Source organism: Labilibacter marinus (assembly GCF_001659685.2).
In the GTDB taxonomy this organism is placed as follows: Bacteria; Bacteroidota; Bacteroidia; order Bacteroidales; family Marinilabiliaceae; genus Saccharicrinis; species Saccharicrinis marinus.
In genome coordinates this window covers 101,994-122,354 of record NZ_LXYE02000002.1, presented here as the reverse complement: position 1 = coordinate 122,354, position 20,361 = coordinate 101,994, and the positions used below count along the sequence as shown (strand labels likewise).

17 protein-coding genes are annotated in these 20,361 nt (G+C 34.5%); 4 read left to right on the top strand and 13 right to left on the bottom strand.

Translation table 11 applies throughout. The features are described 5' to 3' along the window. Positions 1-54 precede the first annotated feature (54 nt). From A8L32_RS02020 to A8L32_RS01985, 8 genes are all read right to left on the bottom strand, one after another. Positions 55-1,326 (bottom strand): sulfate adenylyltransferase subunit 1, encoded by a 1,272-nt coding sequence (locus tag A8L32_RS02020; RefSeq protein ID WP_233145446.1) that lies wholly within the window; start codon positions 1,324-1,326, stop codon positions 55-57. Between the two features lie 26 nt (positions 1,327-1,352). Next, entirely contained in the window at positions 1,353-2,258 is a 906-nt protein-coding gene (gene cysD, locus A8L32_RS02015) for a sulfate adenylyltransferase subunit CysD (RefSeq protein ID WP_066627170.1), read from the bottom strand. 162 nt (positions 2,259-2,420) lie between these two features. Beyond that, on the bottom strand, positions 2,421-3,266 hold the full coding sequence (locus A8L32_RS02010) for an enoyl-ACP reductase FabI (RefSeq protein ID WP_066627168.1): 846 nt from the start codon (positions 3,264-3,266) through the stop codon (positions 2,421-2,423). Between the two features lie 253 nt (positions 3,267-3,519). Next, positions 3,520-5,184, bottom strand: coding sequence for a DNA repair protein RecN (gene recN / locus A8L32_RS02005; protein WP_066627166.1), 1,665 nt, complete (start codon positions 5,182-5,184; stop codon positions 3,520-3,522). An 8-nt stretch (positions 5,185-5,192) separates the two neighbouring features. Then, positions 5,193-6,098, bottom strand: coding sequence for a type IX secretion system protein PorD (gene porD / locus A8L32_RS02000; protein ID WP_233145444.1), 906 nt, complete (start codon positions 6,096-6,098; stop codon positions 5,193-5,195). Between the two features lie 15 nt (positions 6,099-6,113). Further along, entirely contained in the window at positions 6,114-7,325 is a 1,212-nt protein-coding gene (coaBC, locus tag A8L32_RS01995) for a bifunctional phosphopantothenoylcysteine decarboxylase/phosphopantothenate--cysteine ligase CoaBC (protein WP_066627162.1), read from the bottom strand. A gap of 152 nt (positions 7,326-7,477) precedes the next feature. Then, positions 7,478-7,801: a DNA-directed RNA polymerase subunit omega gene (locus A8L32_RS01990; protein WP_066627160.1), complete on the bottom strand. Its 324-nt coding sequence runs from the start codon at positions 7,799-7,801 to the stop codon at positions 7,478-7,480. A gap of 22 nt (positions 7,802-7,823) precedes the next feature. After that, positions 7,824-8,636 carry an outer membrane protein assembly factor BamD gene (locus A8L32_RS01985; protein ID WP_066627157.1) on the bottom strand — a complete coding sequence of 271 codons (813 nt, stop codon included), beginning with the start codon at positions 8,634-8,636 and terminating at the stop codon, positions 7,824-7,826. A gap of 359 nt (positions 8,637-8,995) precedes the next feature. Here A8L32_RS01985 and A8L32_RS01980 point away from each other — a divergent pair, with 359 nt between their 5' ends. Then, the gene (locus tag A8L32_RS01980) at positions 8,996-10,246 is read left to right on the top strand and encodes an aminotransferase class I/II-fold pyridoxal phosphate-dependent enzyme (RefSeq protein ID WP_066627155.1); all 1,251 of its coding nucleotides are present in this window, start codon (positions 8,996-8,998) and stop codon (positions 10,244-10,246) included. Between the two features lie 67 nt (positions 10,247-10,313). Here A8L32_RS01980 and A8L32_RS01975 read toward each other — a convergent pair whose 3' ends face one another. Further along, the gene (locus A8L32_RS01975) at positions 10,314-11,558 is read right to left on the bottom strand and encodes a SpoIID/LytB domain-containing protein (RefSeq protein WP_066627149.1); all 1,245 of its coding nucleotides are present in this window, start codon (positions 11,556-11,558) and stop codon (positions 10,314-10,316) included. Positions 11,559-11,785: 227 nt separating this feature from the next. Here A8L32_RS01975 and A8L32_RS01970 point away from each other — a divergent pair, with 227 nt between their 5' ends. The 3 genes from A8L32_RS01970 (at position 11,786) to A8L32_RS01960 (ending at position 15,892) form a co-directional block, all read left to right on the top strand. Then, positions 11,786-12,889 carry a glycosyltransferase family 4 protein gene (locus A8L32_RS01970; RefSeq protein ID WP_066627147.1) on the top strand — a complete coding sequence of 368 codons (1,104 nt, stop codon included), beginning with the start codon at positions 11,786-11,788 and terminating at the stop codon, positions 12,887-12,889. After that, positions 12,889-13,785: a DMT family transporter gene (locus A8L32_RS01965; protein WP_066627145.1), complete on the top strand. Its 897-nt coding sequence runs from the start codon at positions 12,889-12,891 to the stop codon at positions 13,783-13,785. Before A8L32_RS01970 ends, A8L32_RS01965 begins: the two co-directional genes overlap by 1 nt. Positions 13,786-14,032: 247 nt before the next feature. Next, complete coding sequence (locus tag A8L32_RS01960) at positions 14,033-15,892, top strand: sulfatase family protein (protein ID WP_083631145.1); 1,860 nt, start codon at positions 14,033-14,035, stop codon at positions 15,890-15,892. 73 nt (positions 15,893-15,965) lie between these two features. Here A8L32_RS01960 and A8L32_RS01955 read toward each other — a convergent pair whose 3' ends face one another. The 4 genes from A8L32_RS01955 to A8L32_RS01940 form a co-directional block, all read right to left on the bottom strand. Next, positions 15,966-16,850 (bottom strand): DUF3078 domain-containing protein, encoded by an 885-nt coding sequence (locus A8L32_RS01955; protein WP_066627142.1) that lies wholly within the window; start codon positions 16,848-16,850, stop codon positions 15,966-15,968. 109 nt (positions 16,851-16,959) lie between these two features. Further along, the gene (locus A8L32_RS01950; RefSeq protein WP_066627140.1) at positions 16,960-17,775 is read right to left on the bottom strand and encodes a mechanosensitive ion channel family protein; all 816 of its coding nucleotides are present in this window, start codon (positions 17,773-17,775) and stop codon (positions 16,960-16,962) included. Positions 17,776-17,982: 207 nt separating this feature from the next. Then, on the bottom strand, positions 17,983-18,978 hold the full coding sequence (locus A8L32_RS01945; protein WP_066627139.1) for a GntR family transcriptional regulator: 996 nt from the start codon (positions 18,976-18,978) through the stop codon (positions 17,983-17,985). Between the two features lie 85 nt (positions 18,979-19,063). Then, positions 19,064-20,143 carry an N-acetylmuramoyl-L-alanine amidase family protein gene (locus tag A8L32_RS01940; RefSeq protein WP_066627136.1) on the bottom strand — a complete coding sequence of 360 codons (1,080 nt, stop codon included), beginning with the start codon at positions 20,141-20,143 and terminating at the stop codon, positions 19,064-19,066. Positions 20,144-20,361 lie beyond the last annotated feature (218 nt).

Genomic DNA, 20,361 nt, shown 5'->3' with positions numbered 1-20,361 from the left:
GATAGAAAAATAATTCTAACGGGGATTTTTATATTATATCTTATTAATCCTGAACTACACAATCATTCCTGCAGCTACAGTTTCATTCGTTCCTTCCTCTACTAAAATCACACTACCTGTAATTCTATTTTTATAATAAGAATCAACATTCAACGGTTTAGTAACTCTAATATTAATCTTAGCAATATCATTCATTTGAACAGTCAAATCCTCAGTATCTTGTTCCAATGTATTGATATTCATTTTATGCTGAACACCAGTTACCATACAACGTGCTTCTGCCGATGTATGACGAATAACATACTTACCTTTTGGCACTAAATTACGCTCATTAAACCAACATACCATCAACTCTAAATCCTGAGTCGTTCTTGGTAAATCATCTGATTTAACTAACATGTCGCCACGGCTAATATCAATTTCATCATCTAATGTAATTGTAACCGATTGTGGAGCAAAAGCTACTTCTAATGAATCCTCAAAAAAGTCAATCGTTTTAACCTTAGAAGTAAACCCAGAAGGTAATACAGTTATAGGGTCACCTACTTTAACAGCTCCACTCGCAATTCTACCTCCATATCCTCTATAATCTGGAAATTCAGCAGTTTGAGGGCGAACTACATATTGTACTGGAAAACGGAAGTCATCATGATTAATATCACTACTTATATGAATATTTTCCAATAAATGTAACAATGTAGGACCATCATACCAATCCATGGCCTCTGAACGGTCAACAACATTATCTCCATTCAAGGCACTAATTGGCACATAACGAATATCCTTTACGCTTAACTTAGACGAAAAACCATCAATATCTGCCTTAATTTTCTCAAACGTCTCTTGCCCATACTCAACCAAGTCCATTTTGTTTACACAAAAGATGACATGTGGAATTTGTAACTGAGAAGCAATATAAGTATGACGCAATGTTTGCTCTAATACACCATGTCGAGCATCCACTAATATAATAGCTACATTGGCAGTACTTGCTCCTGTAACCATATTACGCGTATACTGAATATGCCCTGGGGTATCTGCAATAATAAACTTACGTTTAGGTGTTGCAAAGTAACGGTAGGCCACATCAATAGTAATCCCTTGCTCACGCTCTGCACGCAAACCATCGGTTAGTAAAGCTAAATTAACTTCCTCGCCTCCAATACGTTCACTTGCCTTTTCAATGGCCTCCATTTGGTCTTCAAAAATTGCTTTACTATCGTAAAGCAGACGACCAATTAAAGTACTTTTACCATCATCAACACTACCTGCAGTGGTGAAGCGCAAAAGCTCCATATTTAAATATCCTGAATTTTTATCGCTCATAATAATATTTGATGTTGTAATGGTGATTAAAAGTAACCTTCTTTTTTACGATCTTCCATTGCTGATTCTGAACGTTTATCATCTGCACGTCCTCCTCGCTCTGTAGTTCGTGTAGCAGCAACTTCCTGAATAATATCTTCCAGGTCGTTTGCTTTTGAAAGCGTTAAACCAGTACAGGTAATATCACCAATTGTTCTACATCTAACATCCTTCTCAATTAACTCTTCGCCTGGTTTTAGATCCATAAATGGAGCTTTAAACATCCAAACACCGTCACGATTAAACACCTCACGTTTATGCGTGAAATATAAATTTGGCAAATCTATATTCTCCATATAGATATATTGCCACACATCCATTTCTGTCCAGTTACTAATTGGGAATACTCTAAAGTGTTCTCCCATATTTTTTCTCCCATTAAAGATGTTCCACAACTCAGGGCGTTGGTTCTTTGGATCCCACTGACCAAACTCATCCCTGTGAGAGAAGAAACGCTCTTTGGCACGTGCTTTTTCTTCATCACGACGACCACCACCCATTGCTGCATCAGTTTTTAACTCATCCAATGCATCTAAAAGAGTAACTGTTTGCAATTTGTTACGAGATGCATTTACACCTTTTTCTTCTACTGCTTTACCTTGGTCGATTGAATCTTGAACATATCTTACGATACACTTCGTTCCCGTTTTCTCCATTAGATTATCTCTATAATCCAATGTTTCCTGGAAGTTGTGTCCTGTATCAATATGTAAAAGTGCGAAAGGAACTTTAGCAGGATAAAAAGCTTTACGTGCTAAATGAAACATCACAATTGAGTCTTTCCCTCCGGAAAAAAGCATCACCGGCTTCTCAAACTGAGCGGCCACTTCACGAATAACGTAAATCGATTCCGCCTCAAGTTCTCTTAGGTGATTAATCTGGTATTTATCCATAGTTACTTATATGATTTTAACCTATTATCTTACTAAAAACAGCGTCAAAGTTAATGTTTTTAATCATACTTTAAAACTATACTGCCTTTGGTAAAAACAAAAAATCCTACCGAAATGGGTAGGATTTAAAAAGATACCACAATGGGTAGCTTCATATATTATTTAATCAAGAGAGTCGATATCATCGGTATCGAAACTTTTGTTGTATTGCGTCATGGCTCTTAAACTCATGCCAACATTAGAGAAACCTCCGTCATGGAAGAGATTCTGCATAGTTACCTTCTTCGTTAAATCACTAAATAATGATAAACAATAAGCGGCACATTCATCTGCGGTAGCATTACCAAGCGGCGACATTCTTTCAGAGAAATCCATTAATCCATCAAAGCCTTTAACACCACTTCCTGCAGTTGTCATAGTAGGTGACTGGGAAATCGTATTTACTCTTACTTTCTTTTCACGTCCGTAAATGTATCCAAAGCTACGTCCGATAGATTCTAATAAGGATTTAGCATCAGCCATATCATTATACCCATAGAAAGAACGTTGTGCTGCTACATAAGATAATCCTAATACAGAACCCCACTCACTAATAGCATCCATTTTAAATGCCACTTGCAATAATTTGTGGAATGAAATAGCAGAAATATCTAATGTCTTATTTAAATAGTTATAATTAAGATCGTGGTATGACCTCTTTTTACGAACATTTAATGACATACCGATTGAGTGCAATACAAAATCGATTTTACCGCCTAGTATCTCTTGAGATTTAATAAATACTTGTTCTAAGTCTTCAACACTAGTAGCATCAGCTGGAATAACTTCTGCATTACATTTTTCAGATAACTCTGTCAATGTCCCCATTCTACATGCAACTGGGGTATTGGTAAGTGTAAAAGTTGCTCCTTCAGCATGTGCTTGTTCTGCAACTTTCCATGCAATAGACATATCGTTTAATGCACCGAAAATGATACCTCTTTTTCCCTTTAATAAATTATATCCCATTTTTATTTTCAATTTTGAGCGTACAAATATATATGATTAAGCCTATCTGAGAAATTATTAACATTAAATATTTATAATGTTATTATGTACAACCACACTCAATAGACTACAAAACTCTGAATGACAACACAATCATAGCACTTCTTGTTCAAAATGATTCGTAAATAAATTACAACAAGCGCCCTTATTTTTTAATAATTTAATAGCTATTACACCTATTATACAATAATTACAAGCTGTAAAAGCTCAATTATTATCGATTTGATTGCGCCAATAACTCCTTAGCATTCGACAATGCAGCTTCCGAAAGATTACTTCCGCTCAGCATTTTCGCAATTTCAGTTACTCTTAACTCTTCACTAATTCTTTCGATACTTGAATGTGTATCTGTTTTACTATCCTTCTTATATACTTTATAATGATATTTTCCTTTCACTGCAATTTGCGGTAAGTGGGTAATACTAATGACTTGTATATTAGCTGCAATCTCTTGCATGATTTGCCCCATCTTATCAGCTACCTCACCAGACACTCCTGTATCAATCTCATCAAATATTATAGTAGGTAATCCTTTTGATACAGATAGAAGAGCCTTAATACACAACATCACTCTTGACATTTCACCTCCCGAGGCTACCTTAGGGATAGCAGACAATTCACCTTTTTTATTAGCTGAAAATAAAAAATTGACATCGTCTATCCCATTCTCTGCAAACTCCACTAAATCTTTTCTATCCACAACGAGCCTTGCGTTAGGCATACCCAGCTCAACCAACTGTCCAACAATCTGCTTCTCAATAGAAGCTATTACTTTCGTTCTAGTTTTGGTTAACTTCTGACCTGATATTTTTAAACCAACCAGTGCTTTTTCTATCTCTTTATTAAGCTCAACAATATCTTCATCAAACGAAGCTATCTTTTGCAACCTAAGTGCTAAATTATCGCGAACCTCAATCAAAGCAGATAAACTATCCACACGATGTTTTTGTTGCAGAGCATATATCTGATCTAATCTATTTGCTACATATTCTAAACGCGAAGGATCATGCTCAACACTTTCCATTTTGCTTTCTAACTCTTTTACCAAGTCATCAAGATCGATAAATGCCGACTCAACTCTGTTGCTCCACTCCTCTCCTTCTGAAATATATGCCGACACTTTATCTAAGTTCTTACTTACATCTTTTAAAGAGCTTATTAACGCAGTACTTTCTCCATTCAAGATTTCTACGTTCGCAAATAAATTACTCTTAATTTCTTCGGCATGGGATAACATTTCGCGCTCCTGCTCTAATTCACCTTGTTCTCCATCCACTAACTTTAATTGTTCCAATTCAACATATTGGAATTGCATATAATCCGCTTCCTGCTTCAATAGATCATTCTGAGCCTCTAGTTCTTTCCTCTTCTTTGTCAGACTATGAAAAGTCTTAAAATCCGCTTTATAACGATCTTTTACGGTATCGTTTTTAGCAACCGTATCGACTACAGTCAATTGAAACGCACTTTCCCCCAATAACAAGTTTTGGTGTTGCGAATGAATATCAATTAGTCGTGAAGATATCTCTTTAAGAAAACCTAAATTTACAGGAGTATCATTTACAAAAGCTCTGGACTTTCCTGATGAAAGTATTTCGCGGCGAATAGTGGTTTCTATTTCAAAGTCAACATCTTCGTTGTCGAACATCTCCTCAAAACCATACCCTTCAACATTAAAAACAGCCTCTATAACACTCTTCTTTTCTTTATTCTTTAAAACGGAAACATCACTACGCTGACCTAAAACCAATGACAGTGCACCTAATATAATAGACTTTCCAGCACCTGTTTCTCCTGTAATAACAGAAAAACCATTACTAAAGTCTATTTCTACTTGATCTATTAATGCGTAATTTGAAACAAATAACGATTTAAGCATAATCGATTTTAATTTTCGTTACCAGATAACGATTTACTGTAATTTGCAGCATTTGCCGGATCTACTTCCGAAAGAATCTCAATAGCTCTCCCTTTCTCCATAGAGAATGAATCGGAGAATATATTGATTAACTCATCGGACTTAGCATCAAAGAAAACCTGCATAGCAAACGATCCTGGTTTATTTCTATGTACTTTTTGAAGCTTCTCAACTGCCGATAAAACTTCTTTCCTGCCACCTTCAGGCTTTTCACTCATCTTATCTAAGCCCTGACGATGATATTGATACATACACTCTCTTAATGGCCTATGATGCTCATTTAAGTAATTCTCCACCAACCAATATCTATTCCTTCTACTTTCGAAAGAACGCCACCCTTTTCCTCTTGAGTTTTGTGCCTGATTAACGATATCCTCAGCCCTTTCCATATACTCTGTACCTCCCATTCTCGAAAAAGAATCGTAATCAAAAGCCAATATTACATAGGCGTAGTAAGATAACACGCCCACTAAATTAGATTCAAATGAATTAGGATTATATATCAATGGCTCAAATTCAGCATACCTAAATTCAAAATCCTGATCCAAATAATTTAAGAGCACAGAACTATAAGCCGAATTATAAACAGGTCTACGAACTTGTATTTGAATGGTACCTTTAAAATCGTCAGCAGAAACAATTTCCTTTACATTTATCATGATACTACACTCTATTCGCTCCTCTGTACTAAACACATTATCCGTCCATTTTTGACCATTCATAAACTCCATAATGGCTGTTTGCAAGGTTTCGAATACTGATTTATTAGTACCCTGAACACTTGGTGAAACTACAGAAACTGAACATTGTAACTCCTGCGCATTTGATAATTGCACAAGCATCAGAAAAGTAATTAAGAGAAGTATATTTTTCACAAGAATAGTGTTTTATTATAATGATAAAATTTTATCAACGATATCGATAGCCACCTCACGTTTACTTTTTAACGTAAACTCTTCCTTATTATTTTCTCCATCAATTATTGTTACTTTATTGGTATCACCTCCAAATCCAGCTCCTTCGTTTTGAAGTGAATTTAAAACGATCAAATCGAGGTTCTTCTCTTTTAGTTTCTTTAATGCATTTTCTTCAGCATTTTCCGTCTCCAACGCAAAACCTACCAATAACTGCCCTTCTCTTTTAATACTACCTAAATACTGAGCAATATCCTGCGTAGCTTTTAGAGCAACCATCATTTCCTTGTCACTACTTTTTATTTTTTGATCGGCAAAAACAACCGGTGTATAATCAGCCACCGCAGCCGACAAAACAGCTCCATCACATTCTGGAAAATACTCCTTACAAGCTTCATTCATTTCGAGTGCTGACGTAACCTTTACCACATCTATTTGCGGATGATTTGCTTTAATGGAAACTGGTCCAGAGATCAAAGTTACCTTAGCACCTTTTTCAGCTAATACTTCAGCTATATTATAACCCATTTTACCACTCGAAAAATTCCCGATATAACGCACTGGGTCAATTTTCTCGTAGGTCGGACCCGCATTAACGAGAAACTTACGTCCATCAAATTCACCTTTCGACACCTTGGCTTTTTCCTGAAAATAAGAGCTTATATCTTCTACAATATTTTCAGGTTCTGCCATTCTTCCTTTACCACTCAATCCACTCGCCAACTCACCCGTTTCAGCTTCAATCATATGTACACCATCTGCCTCCAACGTTTTCATGTTACGCTGATTAGCTGGATGCAGATACATATCTAAATCCATTGTTGGTGCCACAAAAACAGGGCATCGTGCCGACAAATAAGTTGTAACCAAAAGATTATCGGCTATAGCATTGGCCATTTTACCCATTGTATTAGCCGTAGCTGGTGCTATAATAAAAGCATCTGCCCACAAACCCATATCCACATGGCTATTCCAATCACCGTTTTCAGGATTATAGAAATCTACCACAATTGGATTTTTAGATAATGTAGCCATAGTAAGCGGAGTGATAAACTCTTTCGCTTTTTTAGTCATGATTACTTTTACCTCTGCTCCTTGCTTAACCAACAACCTAGTTAAGACAGCCGCTTTATAGGCTGCAATTCCAGCTGTTACTCCTAAAATTATTTTTTTGTTCTTTAATACCATTATCAACGAACTTTATAATTTAGTTTATTATAGGATGACGCGATACTCAAAGTGTGAAAATAAAAAAAAGACAAAAGAAATATATAAAACCTCCTTTATCTTTTTAAATCTTATACCATCAACTATTGGTATAGTTAATATATAACTACTCCTTAAATATCTTTATCAGCATTACGGTGATATACCTTTTTCTCAACAAACTCTTGCGTAGCAATTGCTGAAGATTTAGGCAATCTTTCGTAATATCTTGAAATTTCAATTTGCTCACGATTTTCAAATACCTCTTCCAAATTATCCGTATATGAAGCAAATTCCTGAAGTTTTTTATTCAACTCCTCCTTCATTTCAACACTAATTTGGTTTGCTCTTTTAGCAATAACATTTACCGATTCGTAAATATTCACAGTATCCTCAGATAACTTTTGAGTATCCCAAGTAATTGTTGTGCTAGGAGCATTTGTTTTTTTATAATCCATGATATATTTAATTATCTATTATCTAATTTGACTCTACAAAATTAATACTTTTAGAAGCATCGTTATATATCTTAACGGCCTTCTTCATATAATCGCTTGCCGGAAACTCATTGATAAATGAAAAATATTCATCAATAGTTTCTCTCATTCTATCTTCTTTCTTCTCAATTACACTCTTTTCTGCTTGAATATATTTTGATTCTAATATTAAAAAAGAAAGCTCTTCTCTATATTTAGTATCAGGAAATTCTTTTAAGCTGTTTTGCGCAGCAATTACGGCCGACTGGTAATTATTACCCATATAATCGCCTAAATCAAAATAAAGCTTTGCACCTAAATACGATTTATAAACTAACTTATCTCTTAATTCATCCATTAGTCTGTTTGCTTCTTTCACCTTTGTACTTGAAGGATAAAGATTCACAAATAACTGAAACTCCTGAATGGCACTATAAGTTTCTGTTTGGTCTAACCTAGGTTTAGGAGACTGCATATAATAACACAATCCACTCATGTATTGACACTCCTCATTCAGTTTACTTGCTGGGAAAGTTTTTACAAACTGACGATAATAGTGACCTGCCATGATATAGTCATCCAAGCCATATAAACAACTTGCATAAGTATAATTTATCGTTTCTGATTTATCAGTACCACGATAAACACCTTGCAACTCATTTAAAAGCGTTGCTGCTCTCATGTAGTCTTCCTTCTCATAATATTCCATCGCTGTGGTATATTTGAGTTCATAATCTGTGCTTTTTAACACTTTTTGGTAATGACTACAACTAATTAAAAGTGGGATAAAGGATAATACAATAAGAATTTTTCTCATTAAAGAATTACTGTTTTATATTAAATTCATCTATTAATTATCTAAAACAAAACGCCTTAGCCAAAACACAATGTCTTTACGGCAAAATGCATTTATTTTTTCAATGGGCAAAGATAAGCTTTTATCGGTAAATCATTAAGTAAAATGATAATAAAAAGACATTTTAACTTATTCTTTTTGACCGATATGTTTTATACCTAAAAATGCACCAATCGTCCTTATAGCAATAATTGATTCAACCAACATCTTCATCATATGCCATGCAACATCTCTTGTAATAAGAATTTTTCCTACTAATAAGGTACGAGGTTCTTAAAAAATATTACCTTTGCCGCGTTAATTCATAAAATATATACAACGTGGATATTTTTGATAAGATAAAGGGCATGGGCCCACTTGGTCAATATGGAAAAGCTGCACATGGCTATTTTATATTCCCAAAACTAGAAGGTGAGATTGGTCCTAAAATGAAATTTAGAGACAAAGAGGTACTTACCTGGAGTTTAAATAACTACTTAGGTTTAGCTAACCATCCTGAAGTAAGGAAAACTGATGCGGAAGCTGCTGCAGAATATGGATTAGGATACCCTATGGGAGCCCGTGCAATGTCAGGTCATACGAGCATACACGAAAAGCTAGAGGCTAACTTGGCTGAGTTTGTAGGTAAACAAGACGCTTACTTACTTAACTTTGGTTACCAAGGGATGGTTTCAATTATTGATACTATTGCTTCAAGAAATGATGTGATTGTTTATGATTCTGAGTCTCACGCTTGCATCATGGACGGTGTATTTTTACATAAAGCAAAAGGTGGGAAAAGCTTTGTTTTTCCTCACAATGAAATTGACAAGTGTGAAAAAATGCTAGGCATGGCAACCAAAAGAGCACAAGAAACTGGCGGTGGCATCCTTGTTATTACTGAAGGTGTTTTTGGTATGGCAGGCGACTTAGGAACTTTGGACAAAATTGCTGATTTAAAAGATAAATACAATTTCCGTTTATTAGTTGATGATGCGCATGGTTTTGGTACAATGGGTAAAACTGGTGCTGGTACTGGTGAGCACTTTGGTGTAACGGATAAAATCGATATTCTTTTCAATACATTTGCTAAGTCTATGGCAAGTATTGGAGCATTTGTTGCTGCTGACGAAGATGTTGTTAACTATTTACGTTATAACATGCGCTCGCAGATTTTTGCCAAATCTCTTCCAATGCCATTAGTAGTTGGTGCATTAAAAAGACTTGAGCTATTAAAATCGCAACCTGAGTTAAAAGAAAACCTTTGGACTATTGTTAATGCATTACAAAAAGGCTTAAAAGAGCAAGGTTTTGATTTGGGAGAAACCGAATCTCCAGTGACGCCTGTATTTTTAAATGGTTCTGTACCAGAAGCTATGCAGTTAACGATGGATTTAAGAGAAAATTATAATATTTTCTGTTCGATTGTTGTATACCCAGTTATCCCTAAAGATCAATTAATGTTGAGAATTATTCCAACAGCAGTTCACACTTTAGAGGATGTTGAGTACACCATTAAAGCTTTTGCTGAAGTAAAAGAAAAATTAACAGCTGGTAAATATCAAAGCGATAAGACTGCAAATATCTTATAGTTCTGATAACCTCATATAATAAGAAAGGCGATGATTATTCATCGCCTTTTTTCGTATCTAATAATATTTAGTATTGTTTTTCTAATACAAACTTAGGTAAATAGTGAGCTAGAATCTCCTCCATCGTTTTTCCATTTCTACTCAAAGATAGCGCACCTAAATGACAAACTCCAGCATTACTTCCTGTCCCCACACCTTTAAAACTAAATCCACTTTTTTCCACTTTGTTTTTTTGAACTACAAATGACTTGCTTGGCAACTGAAGCGCACCTAAGAACCAATTTAGCTGTTCCTTTTCAAAAACCATCGTACCACCTTGCCCAATAACTTCAAGCTTAGTAACTATACCCGACTCTGCCCTCTCCCTTACCTCAAAATCTATAATAATTCCTAATACAGTATACTCCGACAAGACAATTTCCAACAGCTCAATACTTATCGTTTTATTCCATTTTGCAACTTCATTTTCATCTAAATCGGAATAAACCAATAGAGTGTGAGTTATATTATCGTCGCATTCGGTACAGTTATATTTACGCCCCTTACCATCCATCCAACGCTCAAATATTTTATTATCATGTAGATTTAATGGATTGGGCACTCCATCAACTATCCCAATTACCGATTCTGAATAATTATGGGTTACTCCACCACAACAAAGGCTTCCCGGAATAACGGTTATTTCATCTTGAAAGCTGAGCGCAAGTCCTTCTGTTTCTTTTACTGCCTGATGAGCAATATCATTACACTTAATCGATTCTCCTCTATACTTAACCAATAAATTACTCGGTGCGAAATTTAATTCTTTACAATAAATACTATCTTCAAAATATTGCGATTCTACATATTTGAAGCTATCATCCTTACTTAATAAAATTGAAGAATTTCTTACAATCACAGCTTGTGTCTTCAAGTACTCCAAATCGGTAATTCCAGGATAACTATTACAAATCACACTACTCACAAACCCCTCAACATCCACCTGATTAACCAATGATAAAGCTTCTTCATCCTGATGAACTATTATACCGCCTCGAAACGAATTACCCTTATTAAACCCAAAATGATTTTTCTGATCTATCAATAAGGTACATGAGCACGTTACCTTATTCAACGGATTAAAAAAAACATCCTGATCAAATACAATCACCTCGATTTCATCTTCAAAATATATTTTATTATCACAAATAGATATATTCCAAACGCCAGATATACGCCTTTGAGACTCTCCAATAAAGAAATCGCCTTTCAATAAAATAGACAAACATTTCTGTGACGCAATTTCTATCTTTATATTTTCATTATTATACATTCTTTGTTTTGTTTGGATAATAAGTACATGCAATATTACTCTGCTCTCTTATCAAAAATATAAAATATTTCAACCCTAATTATTTGACTCCCAATTTCATTAACAGTCAGCATCAATATCATAGGTAACTTAGCCTAAAGAACTAAGTATACAACGAATATAATATTTTGTATTCAGAAGATTAACATACCGTTTTTTTTTTACTTTTACATTAGATTTTGATCAATATGAATGAATATATAATAAAACTGCTTATACCCTTTGCAGCTCTTTTGTCTTTTTTGCTTGTTTTTCTTTCCATACCTACTATACTTAGGGTTGCCGAATCAAAAAACCTATACGACGAACCCAATAAAAGAACGGTTCATAAAATTAAAATACCAACCTTAGGTGGATTAGCTATTTTTTTAAGTTTTTTGTTTACCTATTCGCTATTTTCAGATTGGTTTAGTTTTACACAAATACCATTTTTAATCCCTGCATTATTAATCATTTTTTCCATCGGGATAAAAGATGACATCATGATAACTGCTCCAATGGTTAAACTATTTGGACAAATTTTAGCTGCCTTTGTTATTATTGGATGGGGAGATTTAAGGATCACTTCTTTTCATGGATTCTTTGGTCTGGAACCAAGCTATTTAGCCAGCGTTACCATAACCTTAGTGTTATTTGTTTTTATTTTAAATGGTTTCAACCTAATTGATGGTATTGATGGATTAGCCTCTGTTACTGGGATGATTTCAATCACTTCATTCTCTATTTGGTTTTACATTAATGGCAATTACCATATTCCAGTGTTTTCGGCTGCCCTTCTTGGAGCTTTACTAGCCTTTACGTATTTCAATGTCTTTTCTAAACGGCAAAAAATATTTATGGGAGATACAGGTTCACTATTACTAGGTTTTTTGTTGGCTGTGGTGGCTATCAAATTCGCAGAATTTAATACACCAGATAATTCAACAAACTTAACCTACACTATGATTTCTGCTCCTGCGGTTATTTTAGGAATTTTAATAGTTCCTGTAGTTGATACTTTACGCGTTTTTGTATTCCGTATTTCAAAAGGAAAATCTCCGTTTACAGCGGATAAAAATCACATTCACCATAGACTATTAACTTTAGGTTATTCTCATTTTCATATTACCATAATAATCGGTCTTATCAATATTGCATTTGTATTGCTATCATTCTGGCTGCGAAACTTAGGTACTTTAAAACTCACACTTTTAAACTTAACTTTGGGTTTAACACTATCGTACATTCCTGCTATTTTAATACATCGAAGAAAAAAGAAGATGTTAGGTGGAAAAACTAAACATCCATTTTAATGTCATCTTTAATAGGAGAACTTACGGCTCTTGCCACCGCATTTTGTTGGACCATTACATCTATTGCATTTGAATCAGCGGGTAAAAAAGTTGGTTCTTTACCTGTTAATCTTATTCGCTTAGTTTTTGCTTTCTTCATCATTGGCGTGTTCTCTTATTTCAGAAAAGGACTTTTTATCGCATCTGATGCAAGCAGTGAAGCTTGGATGTGGCTCTCAATAAGTGGAATCATCGGTTTTGTAATTGGTGATCTCCTACTCTTTCAAGCCTTCGTGGTAATTGGCGCTAGGGTATCCATGTTAATCATGGCACTCACTCCTCCTATTGCTGCATTTTTCGGATGGCTTATTTTAGACGAAACCATGTCTACTACTAATCTAATTGGAATGACAGTTACCATCATTGGTATAGCAATGGTAATTTTGGGCAAGGAAGACAAGCAGAGCAAAGTGAAAATTAAATATCCACTTAAAGGCGTTTTGTTAGCTTTTGGTGGAGCCGTTGGCCAAGGTCTGGGACTTGTTTTTTCAAAACTTGGAATGAAAGACTACGACCCATTTTTATCTACTCAAATAAGAATATTGGCTGGTATTATTGGTTTTTCTATTCTCTTTTTTGTTTTAGGCAGATGGAAATCAGTTTTTACAACATTCTACAATAAAAAAGCAATGACTGGTATTTCTATTGGTTCTATATTCGGACCTTTCTTAGGCGTTTCATTGTCGCTTTTAGCCATTCAATACACAACTACAGGAATTGCTTCCACGATTATGGCTATTGTACCCGTTTTAATTATAGTTCCTTCAATAGTTATATTTAAAGAGAAAATTAGCTATAAAGAAATACTAGGTGCTGTAGTGGCTTTTTTAGGCGTAGTGATGTTTTTCGTGTTTTAAAACGAGTATAAACATCTCTACAACTATTATACTTTACATCTCCTTTCAATTTATCTCCTTTGTTTATACATTACTTTTAGGCCGTACTCCTGAACTATATCTATACACTAGCAAGTACATCAAAAATCGTTTTCACCCCCTGTTTTTGTTTATTTTATGATTCAATAGCCTTGATTATTTAGCTAACTTTCCACTTCAGAACTACCTTCAAAATATATTTATATAAACTTTTAAATAGATAATGGAAATGAACTTTATTAAGTCAATGCTATTATGCGCTATTACACTGAGCTTTTTTGCCTGTACTAGCGAAGAGCAAAAACCAGAACAGCCCAACATTGTATGGATTACATCGGAAGATAACTCGATTCATTACATGGATTTATATGATGAACATGGGGCTCCAACTCCAAACATTGAGGCTTTAGCTAATCAAGGAATTGTGTTTAACCATGCTTTTTCAAATGCTGCTGTATGTAGCGCTGCACGATCTACTTTAATTGCAGGATGCTATGGACCAAGAGTAGGCTCACACTATCATCGAAAAATTCAAACCGTACCTATGCCTACAGGTATTGAGATGTATCCTGCTTATTTAAAAGCCGCAGGTTATTATACCGGAAACAACAACAAAGAGGACTACAACTTGGTAAAATCGGATACCGTATGGGACGATTCTAGCAAAAAAGCCCATTGGAGAAACAGAAAACCAGGACAACCATTTTTCTATATTCAGAATATAGTTACAACACACGAAAGTAGATTACACTTTTCGGAGGAAGATTTTAAAACAAAGAAGACTATTACCAATCCTGATGATTGTTTTGTGCAACCAAATCATCCAAATACAAAACTATTAAAATTCACCAATGCATGGTATCATGACAAGATCATGCAAATGGATAAAGAAGTAGGTGCTATTGTAAACGAACTTAAGAAAGATAGTTTAATGGAGAGTACTTTTATCTTCTATTACGGTGATCACGGTGGTGTTTTACCAGGAAGTAAAGGATATATTTTAGAAACTGGATTGCACGTACCTTTGGTTGTTTATGTGCCAGAGAAATACCAACACTTAATCAGTCAGAAAGCAGGAAGCAGAAGCGACGGTTTTGTAAACTTTACTGATCTTGGAGCAACTGTATTAAACTTAGCTGGCATTAATATCCCAGAAGGTATTGATGGAAAACCATTTCTAGGTAAAGATATTACGCACGAAGAAGTTGAGTCGCGTGATGAAACCTTTAGCTATGCCGATCGCTTTGACGAGAAATACGATATGGTTAGAGCCATTAGAAAAGGAAAGTATAAATACATCAGACACTTTCAGCCTTTTAATTTTGATGGTTTGATGAATAACTATCGCTACAAGCAATTAGCGTATAAAGAATGGGCACAGATGCATGAGGATAAAAAATTGAACGAAATTCAAGATCAGTTTTTTAATACAAAACAAGCGGAAGCATTGTACGATGTAGAAGCCGATCCATTTGAAACTAACAACTTAATGGATGATAAACAGCATACAGGCAAACTTAAAGAGATGCGCCAGTTATTGATTGATAAAATGAAATCAATGCCTGACTTATGTTTATACCCAGAGTTTTATTTGATTAAAAATGCATTTGATAATCCTGTTGCATTTGGACAAAAGAACAAAGCTAAAATCAATGAATATCTTGATTTAGCCAATTTATCTTTAGTAAGTTTTGAAGAAGCTAAACCTGTACTTGAAAAAGCTTTAGTTTCGGATGATTGGATTAAAAGATATTGGGCACTTATTGTTTGTACCAGTTTCGAAAAAGAAGCCGCTGTTTTAAAAGATCAGATTGTTTCAATTTCTAACACGGATGAAGCCTTAATAAATCAGGTAAGAGCAGCAGAGTTTCTTGGAATGACACAAGTCTCAGACCCGGCTAAGGTTATGACCAACGCGTTGTATACTTCCAAAGATAGTAACGAGGCCCTATTGATTTTAAACTCAATTGTATTAATGAAAGATTGCCTTCACAAATACAAGTTTAACATTGATAAAAACAAAATTCCAGAGCATACACTCAACGATAAGTTAGTGGCTCAAAGATTGATGTATTTAGAGGTTATTTAAACCCATGTATGTATAACAAAAAGCCATCCAGAATTAATTTTGGATGGCTTTTTTGTTTCTATTCAAGTGATGTCTAAAATGAGTAAGTCAACCCTGCACCAAATAATTGTTTTATCTGAACTTGAGGACCTTTGCTATTTCCATCTTCATCCACATAACTAATATCATCATCGTAAACCATGTTCATGGTAAATACTGCACTTAAGTATTTATTTACTTTCATTTCAAAACCAAACTCCCAATCCACATCAATATTTTCTGGATTATCAGTATAACTCGAAAAAAGATCTAAACGCGTATAAGCATTTACATTTTTAATGATATCCTTTTTCTTCGCAAGTAATTTTACCGAGGCTCCATACTCTTGTCTTAAGTTCTCTCCTGGCTCAACACCAAATGCTCCAATATTAGCTAAAGAATCATTGTTTACAATCGTTAACTTTGACGTTATAGGAGATAAATACAAAGAGAAATTATCAGATGGTTTGTAATCCATACCAAATGAAAACTGAACATAACCTGGAGCTAAAAACTCAGAGATCATCTGTTCTTGCACCAAAGGATCTTTATAACCTTCTGCAAATTGTGTTTTAAAATCTAACAAAGCTGAGTAATACCAATGTTTTCCTGCTTCGTACCCTAATTTAGAAGACATATACAATTTATCTTCCGACTTAGCAACCTTATAGTCTCCTTGTTTAGTTAAACCGTAACTAAAATCCAGGGCATTATCCCAAGCAAACTTATTTTTTTTATGATTCAAAAATCCTTTAAACAATAAGGTACCTGCTAAGGAGTTATTTCCTCCACCAGCCCAATTGGTCAGAGATACCTGAGAGAAATTTAGAGAGCTTGTACCTCCAGCTTTCCAATTTTTAATCGAGTCAGCTTGTTGCTCCTGTGCCCCAACGGCTAACGTGCATAAGCATAAAAATGCCACTAATGCTAATCTTGTCATTTTTCTAGTTTAGTTTTAAATTTAAATGATGGTAGTAATCCCATCTAAAAAAGAAACGAACCATTTTACGACAAGGTAAAACAGTTCGTTCTAGTATATAAGTTTCTTGTTATTCCTTAATTAAATGAACATCTCTTTGAGGGAATGGAATAGAAATTCCTTGTTTATCGAACTCTTTCTTCACATTCTCATTCATATAAAAAAATAGATCCCAATAATCAGGCGCTTTAACCCAAACCCTTGTAGTAATATTAACCGAGCTATCCGCTAATTCACCTACTGCAATAAAAGGTTCAGGATCTTTTAACGCCTTACCAGAAGCCTCAATAACTTGCGCAATAACACTTTTTGCCTTATCAATATCATCTCCATAACCTATTCCAAAAGAAAAATCTACTCTACGCGTTTCTTCTTGAGAAAAGTTAATTAAACTACCCGTAGAAAGACCTCCATTAGGAATATAAATATTACGATTATCTAATGTTTTTAATTTGGTTACGAAGATTTGAATTTCATCAACAATACCCATATAACCCTGTGCCTCAATAAAATCTCCTTTTTTAAATGGCTTTAATATTAACAACATTACGCCACCAGCAAAATTTTGCAAAGTCCCAGAAAGAGCCATACCTACGGCTAAACCAGCAGCACCAAGAATAGCAATAAACGATGTCATTTGAATTCCGACCATCGTCATAACACTGATTACCAAAAGTATCTTCAATAAATAACTTAACATGCCAATTAAAAATGGCTGTAGAGTTTCATCAACATGTTTATTTTTAAAAATTTTTTTCATGGCTTTTGTAATCTTGCCGATTACCCAAAAACCAATGATTAATGTTAATATGGCCAATACAAGTTGTCCGCCATAAGCAATAATAACATCTTTTGAGTCATTAAAAAGTTGTGTGATCTGTTCCATCCTTTTAGATTGTTTTAGGTTTAAGCATACTTCCTCACCCCGACGAAAAACAGGATTAAGTTGTATAAAATAAATAATTCGAATTTGACGTATCGCCAATCACTAAAACCAGCAATAACCGATTTTGTTGTTTGAAAAGTCAAATTAATTACTAATTCTAAACAAAGTCAAATTTATCCTATTAATTTTATAATAATTAACACTCTATTAGATGGAGTTTCTGATGATTATTTCTGTAGGTACATACTCTCGTATTTCAACTTCTTTTAATATAAAATCGGCCATTTGAATACCTATTTTATTAAAATCGGTTGAAATAACCGTTATACCATCCTTAATATATTTTTTTGTTGGTGTTTCGTTATAAGAGATAATTCCAATTTCTTCCCCCACCGTTAAGCCCTGATTATGTGCCATATCAAGTAAATCTGCTAAAATTCGATCACTGACCGTAATATAAAGCTCTCCTTTATTCACAGTCACTTCATTTACCTTATAAACAACCCCATAATCGATGGAATTATCTATACAAAACTGTTCAAAGCTTTTTATCGATTCTTTAGGATGATTAGTAAACTCTGGATAAATAAAAACCAGTTTTGAATACTTTTTAAGTTGTTGCCTTATTTGAGCCAAATTATCGTATACCGGCTTTCCAAAATCTTGCCCTAGATAAGATGACTTAGAAGGGATGTTCACCACCCAATCAATACACAACAATTTAGATGGGTCAATTTTGGAAACAGCCTCTTTTACCTTTTTATGATCAAAGTTCATGATAATATAATGACTGTACTTACCAGCAGCATTGGCAATGGTATCTGCAAAAACCCGCGGATTATAGTGATGAAAATGAACATCCACGTTATAACTCGAAGGTAATGCTTCGCGGAAGGCGCCATACAACACCTCTTTGTATGCCTTAAAAGTATCTAAAAAAAGAAATACATCCTGTGTATTACTGGCAACATAATAACCCTTGTTAGGAACTGATTCTATCAGCTTTCGCAGTTTCAGCTCACTGTAAGCTTTAAATACCGTATCACGAGAAAGTCCGCACTCCTTGCACAACTCATTTACCGAAGGCAATAAATCACCAATATGCAATTTATTACTTCTAACCGCATCTTCAAACGAATGTACCAATTGCATAAATTTTGGCACACTCGAATTATTATCTACTACTGGAATGAAATTTCTCATGGTAACAAAAATAAATGACAGCAACCTGTCCTAAAACAATACCGATGCCCCCACATCGGAAAATAGTTGTTTTTTACCCCTTGAGTTATTCCTTTGTTTTTTCTCTTGCCTCTTTTAACGGAATTCTTACTCCATCTTCAAAAGCAATCACAAAACAATCTTTTACTTTCCTTTTAACAGAAGGTAGACTTTCACTAACCTCTTTATAACTGCCTGAACCTTCTACCGCATATTTATAAGATTTACCATCTCGGTATTCAAATACATCGGTAAACTTTTTATATACAGAAGTTCCTTCCTTTATTTTTCTTTTACTCGATGCCACTTGAATGCGATAAACGATATCCGTTTTAGCAGCCTCTCTTGCTGCATTTACATCTGCCACATCCATGCTATTTTTAGCATCAAATTTTATTTTATAATCTCTAAAAGCTCTAAATATACCTGAAGCCAACAAAGCTTGCCCTTCATTAGAACTTAAATATTTTTCTTCAGCCGCATTACTTAAAAAACCAAGTTCAACCAATACACCAGGCATAGCCGTTTCTCGTAAAACCAAAAAACCAGCTTGTTTTACTCCCCTATCCCTTCTTCCCACTCTTTTAGAGAACTGATTCTGAATTTTACTAGCTACTTCTAAACTTTGATCTAAATAGATATTTTGATACAACTCAAAAATGATATACGATTCTGCAGAATTAGGATCGAAGTTCTCATAGGTAACACTATAATCATCCTCTAACTTAATTACGGCATTTTCTTTCTTCGCCACTTCCAAGTTATCATCCGTTCTGTGTAAACCCAAAGCAAAAGTTTCCGTTCCTGTTATCCTTGAATTACTTATCCAGTTAGCATGGATAGATATAAATAAATTAGCATCTGCCTTATTTGCGATTTCTGCTCTTTTATTTAAGGGAATAAAAACATCTGTTTTACGCGTATAAACTACCTCAACCTCAGGTAAATATTTATTAATATAATTACCCAGTTTTAACGCTACGGCCAACACAATATCTTTTTCTTTGGCATACTTTCCATGTGCACCGGGGTCTTTACCTCCATGCCCTGCATCAATCACCACTTTCTTCAGCTTACCTGTAGACTGCGCGCTAACAACAGTACTTCCTACCAATAATACAACCCATATTATATATAATATCCTCATTCTTTTGTTCTTATTTATATGCTATAGACTATCATCTATAGTATTCAGAAACCAAAAATAGCTTTAATTAAGAAAATATCATTCCAACACTTCAATAAAATTAGCATTTAAGTAAATTATGACAAACATATGGTATCATTTTTGCTTTTGGACACACGAATATTTTAACACTACAACAAACATTACATATACCACGACCGATTTTATTAAATAAACCC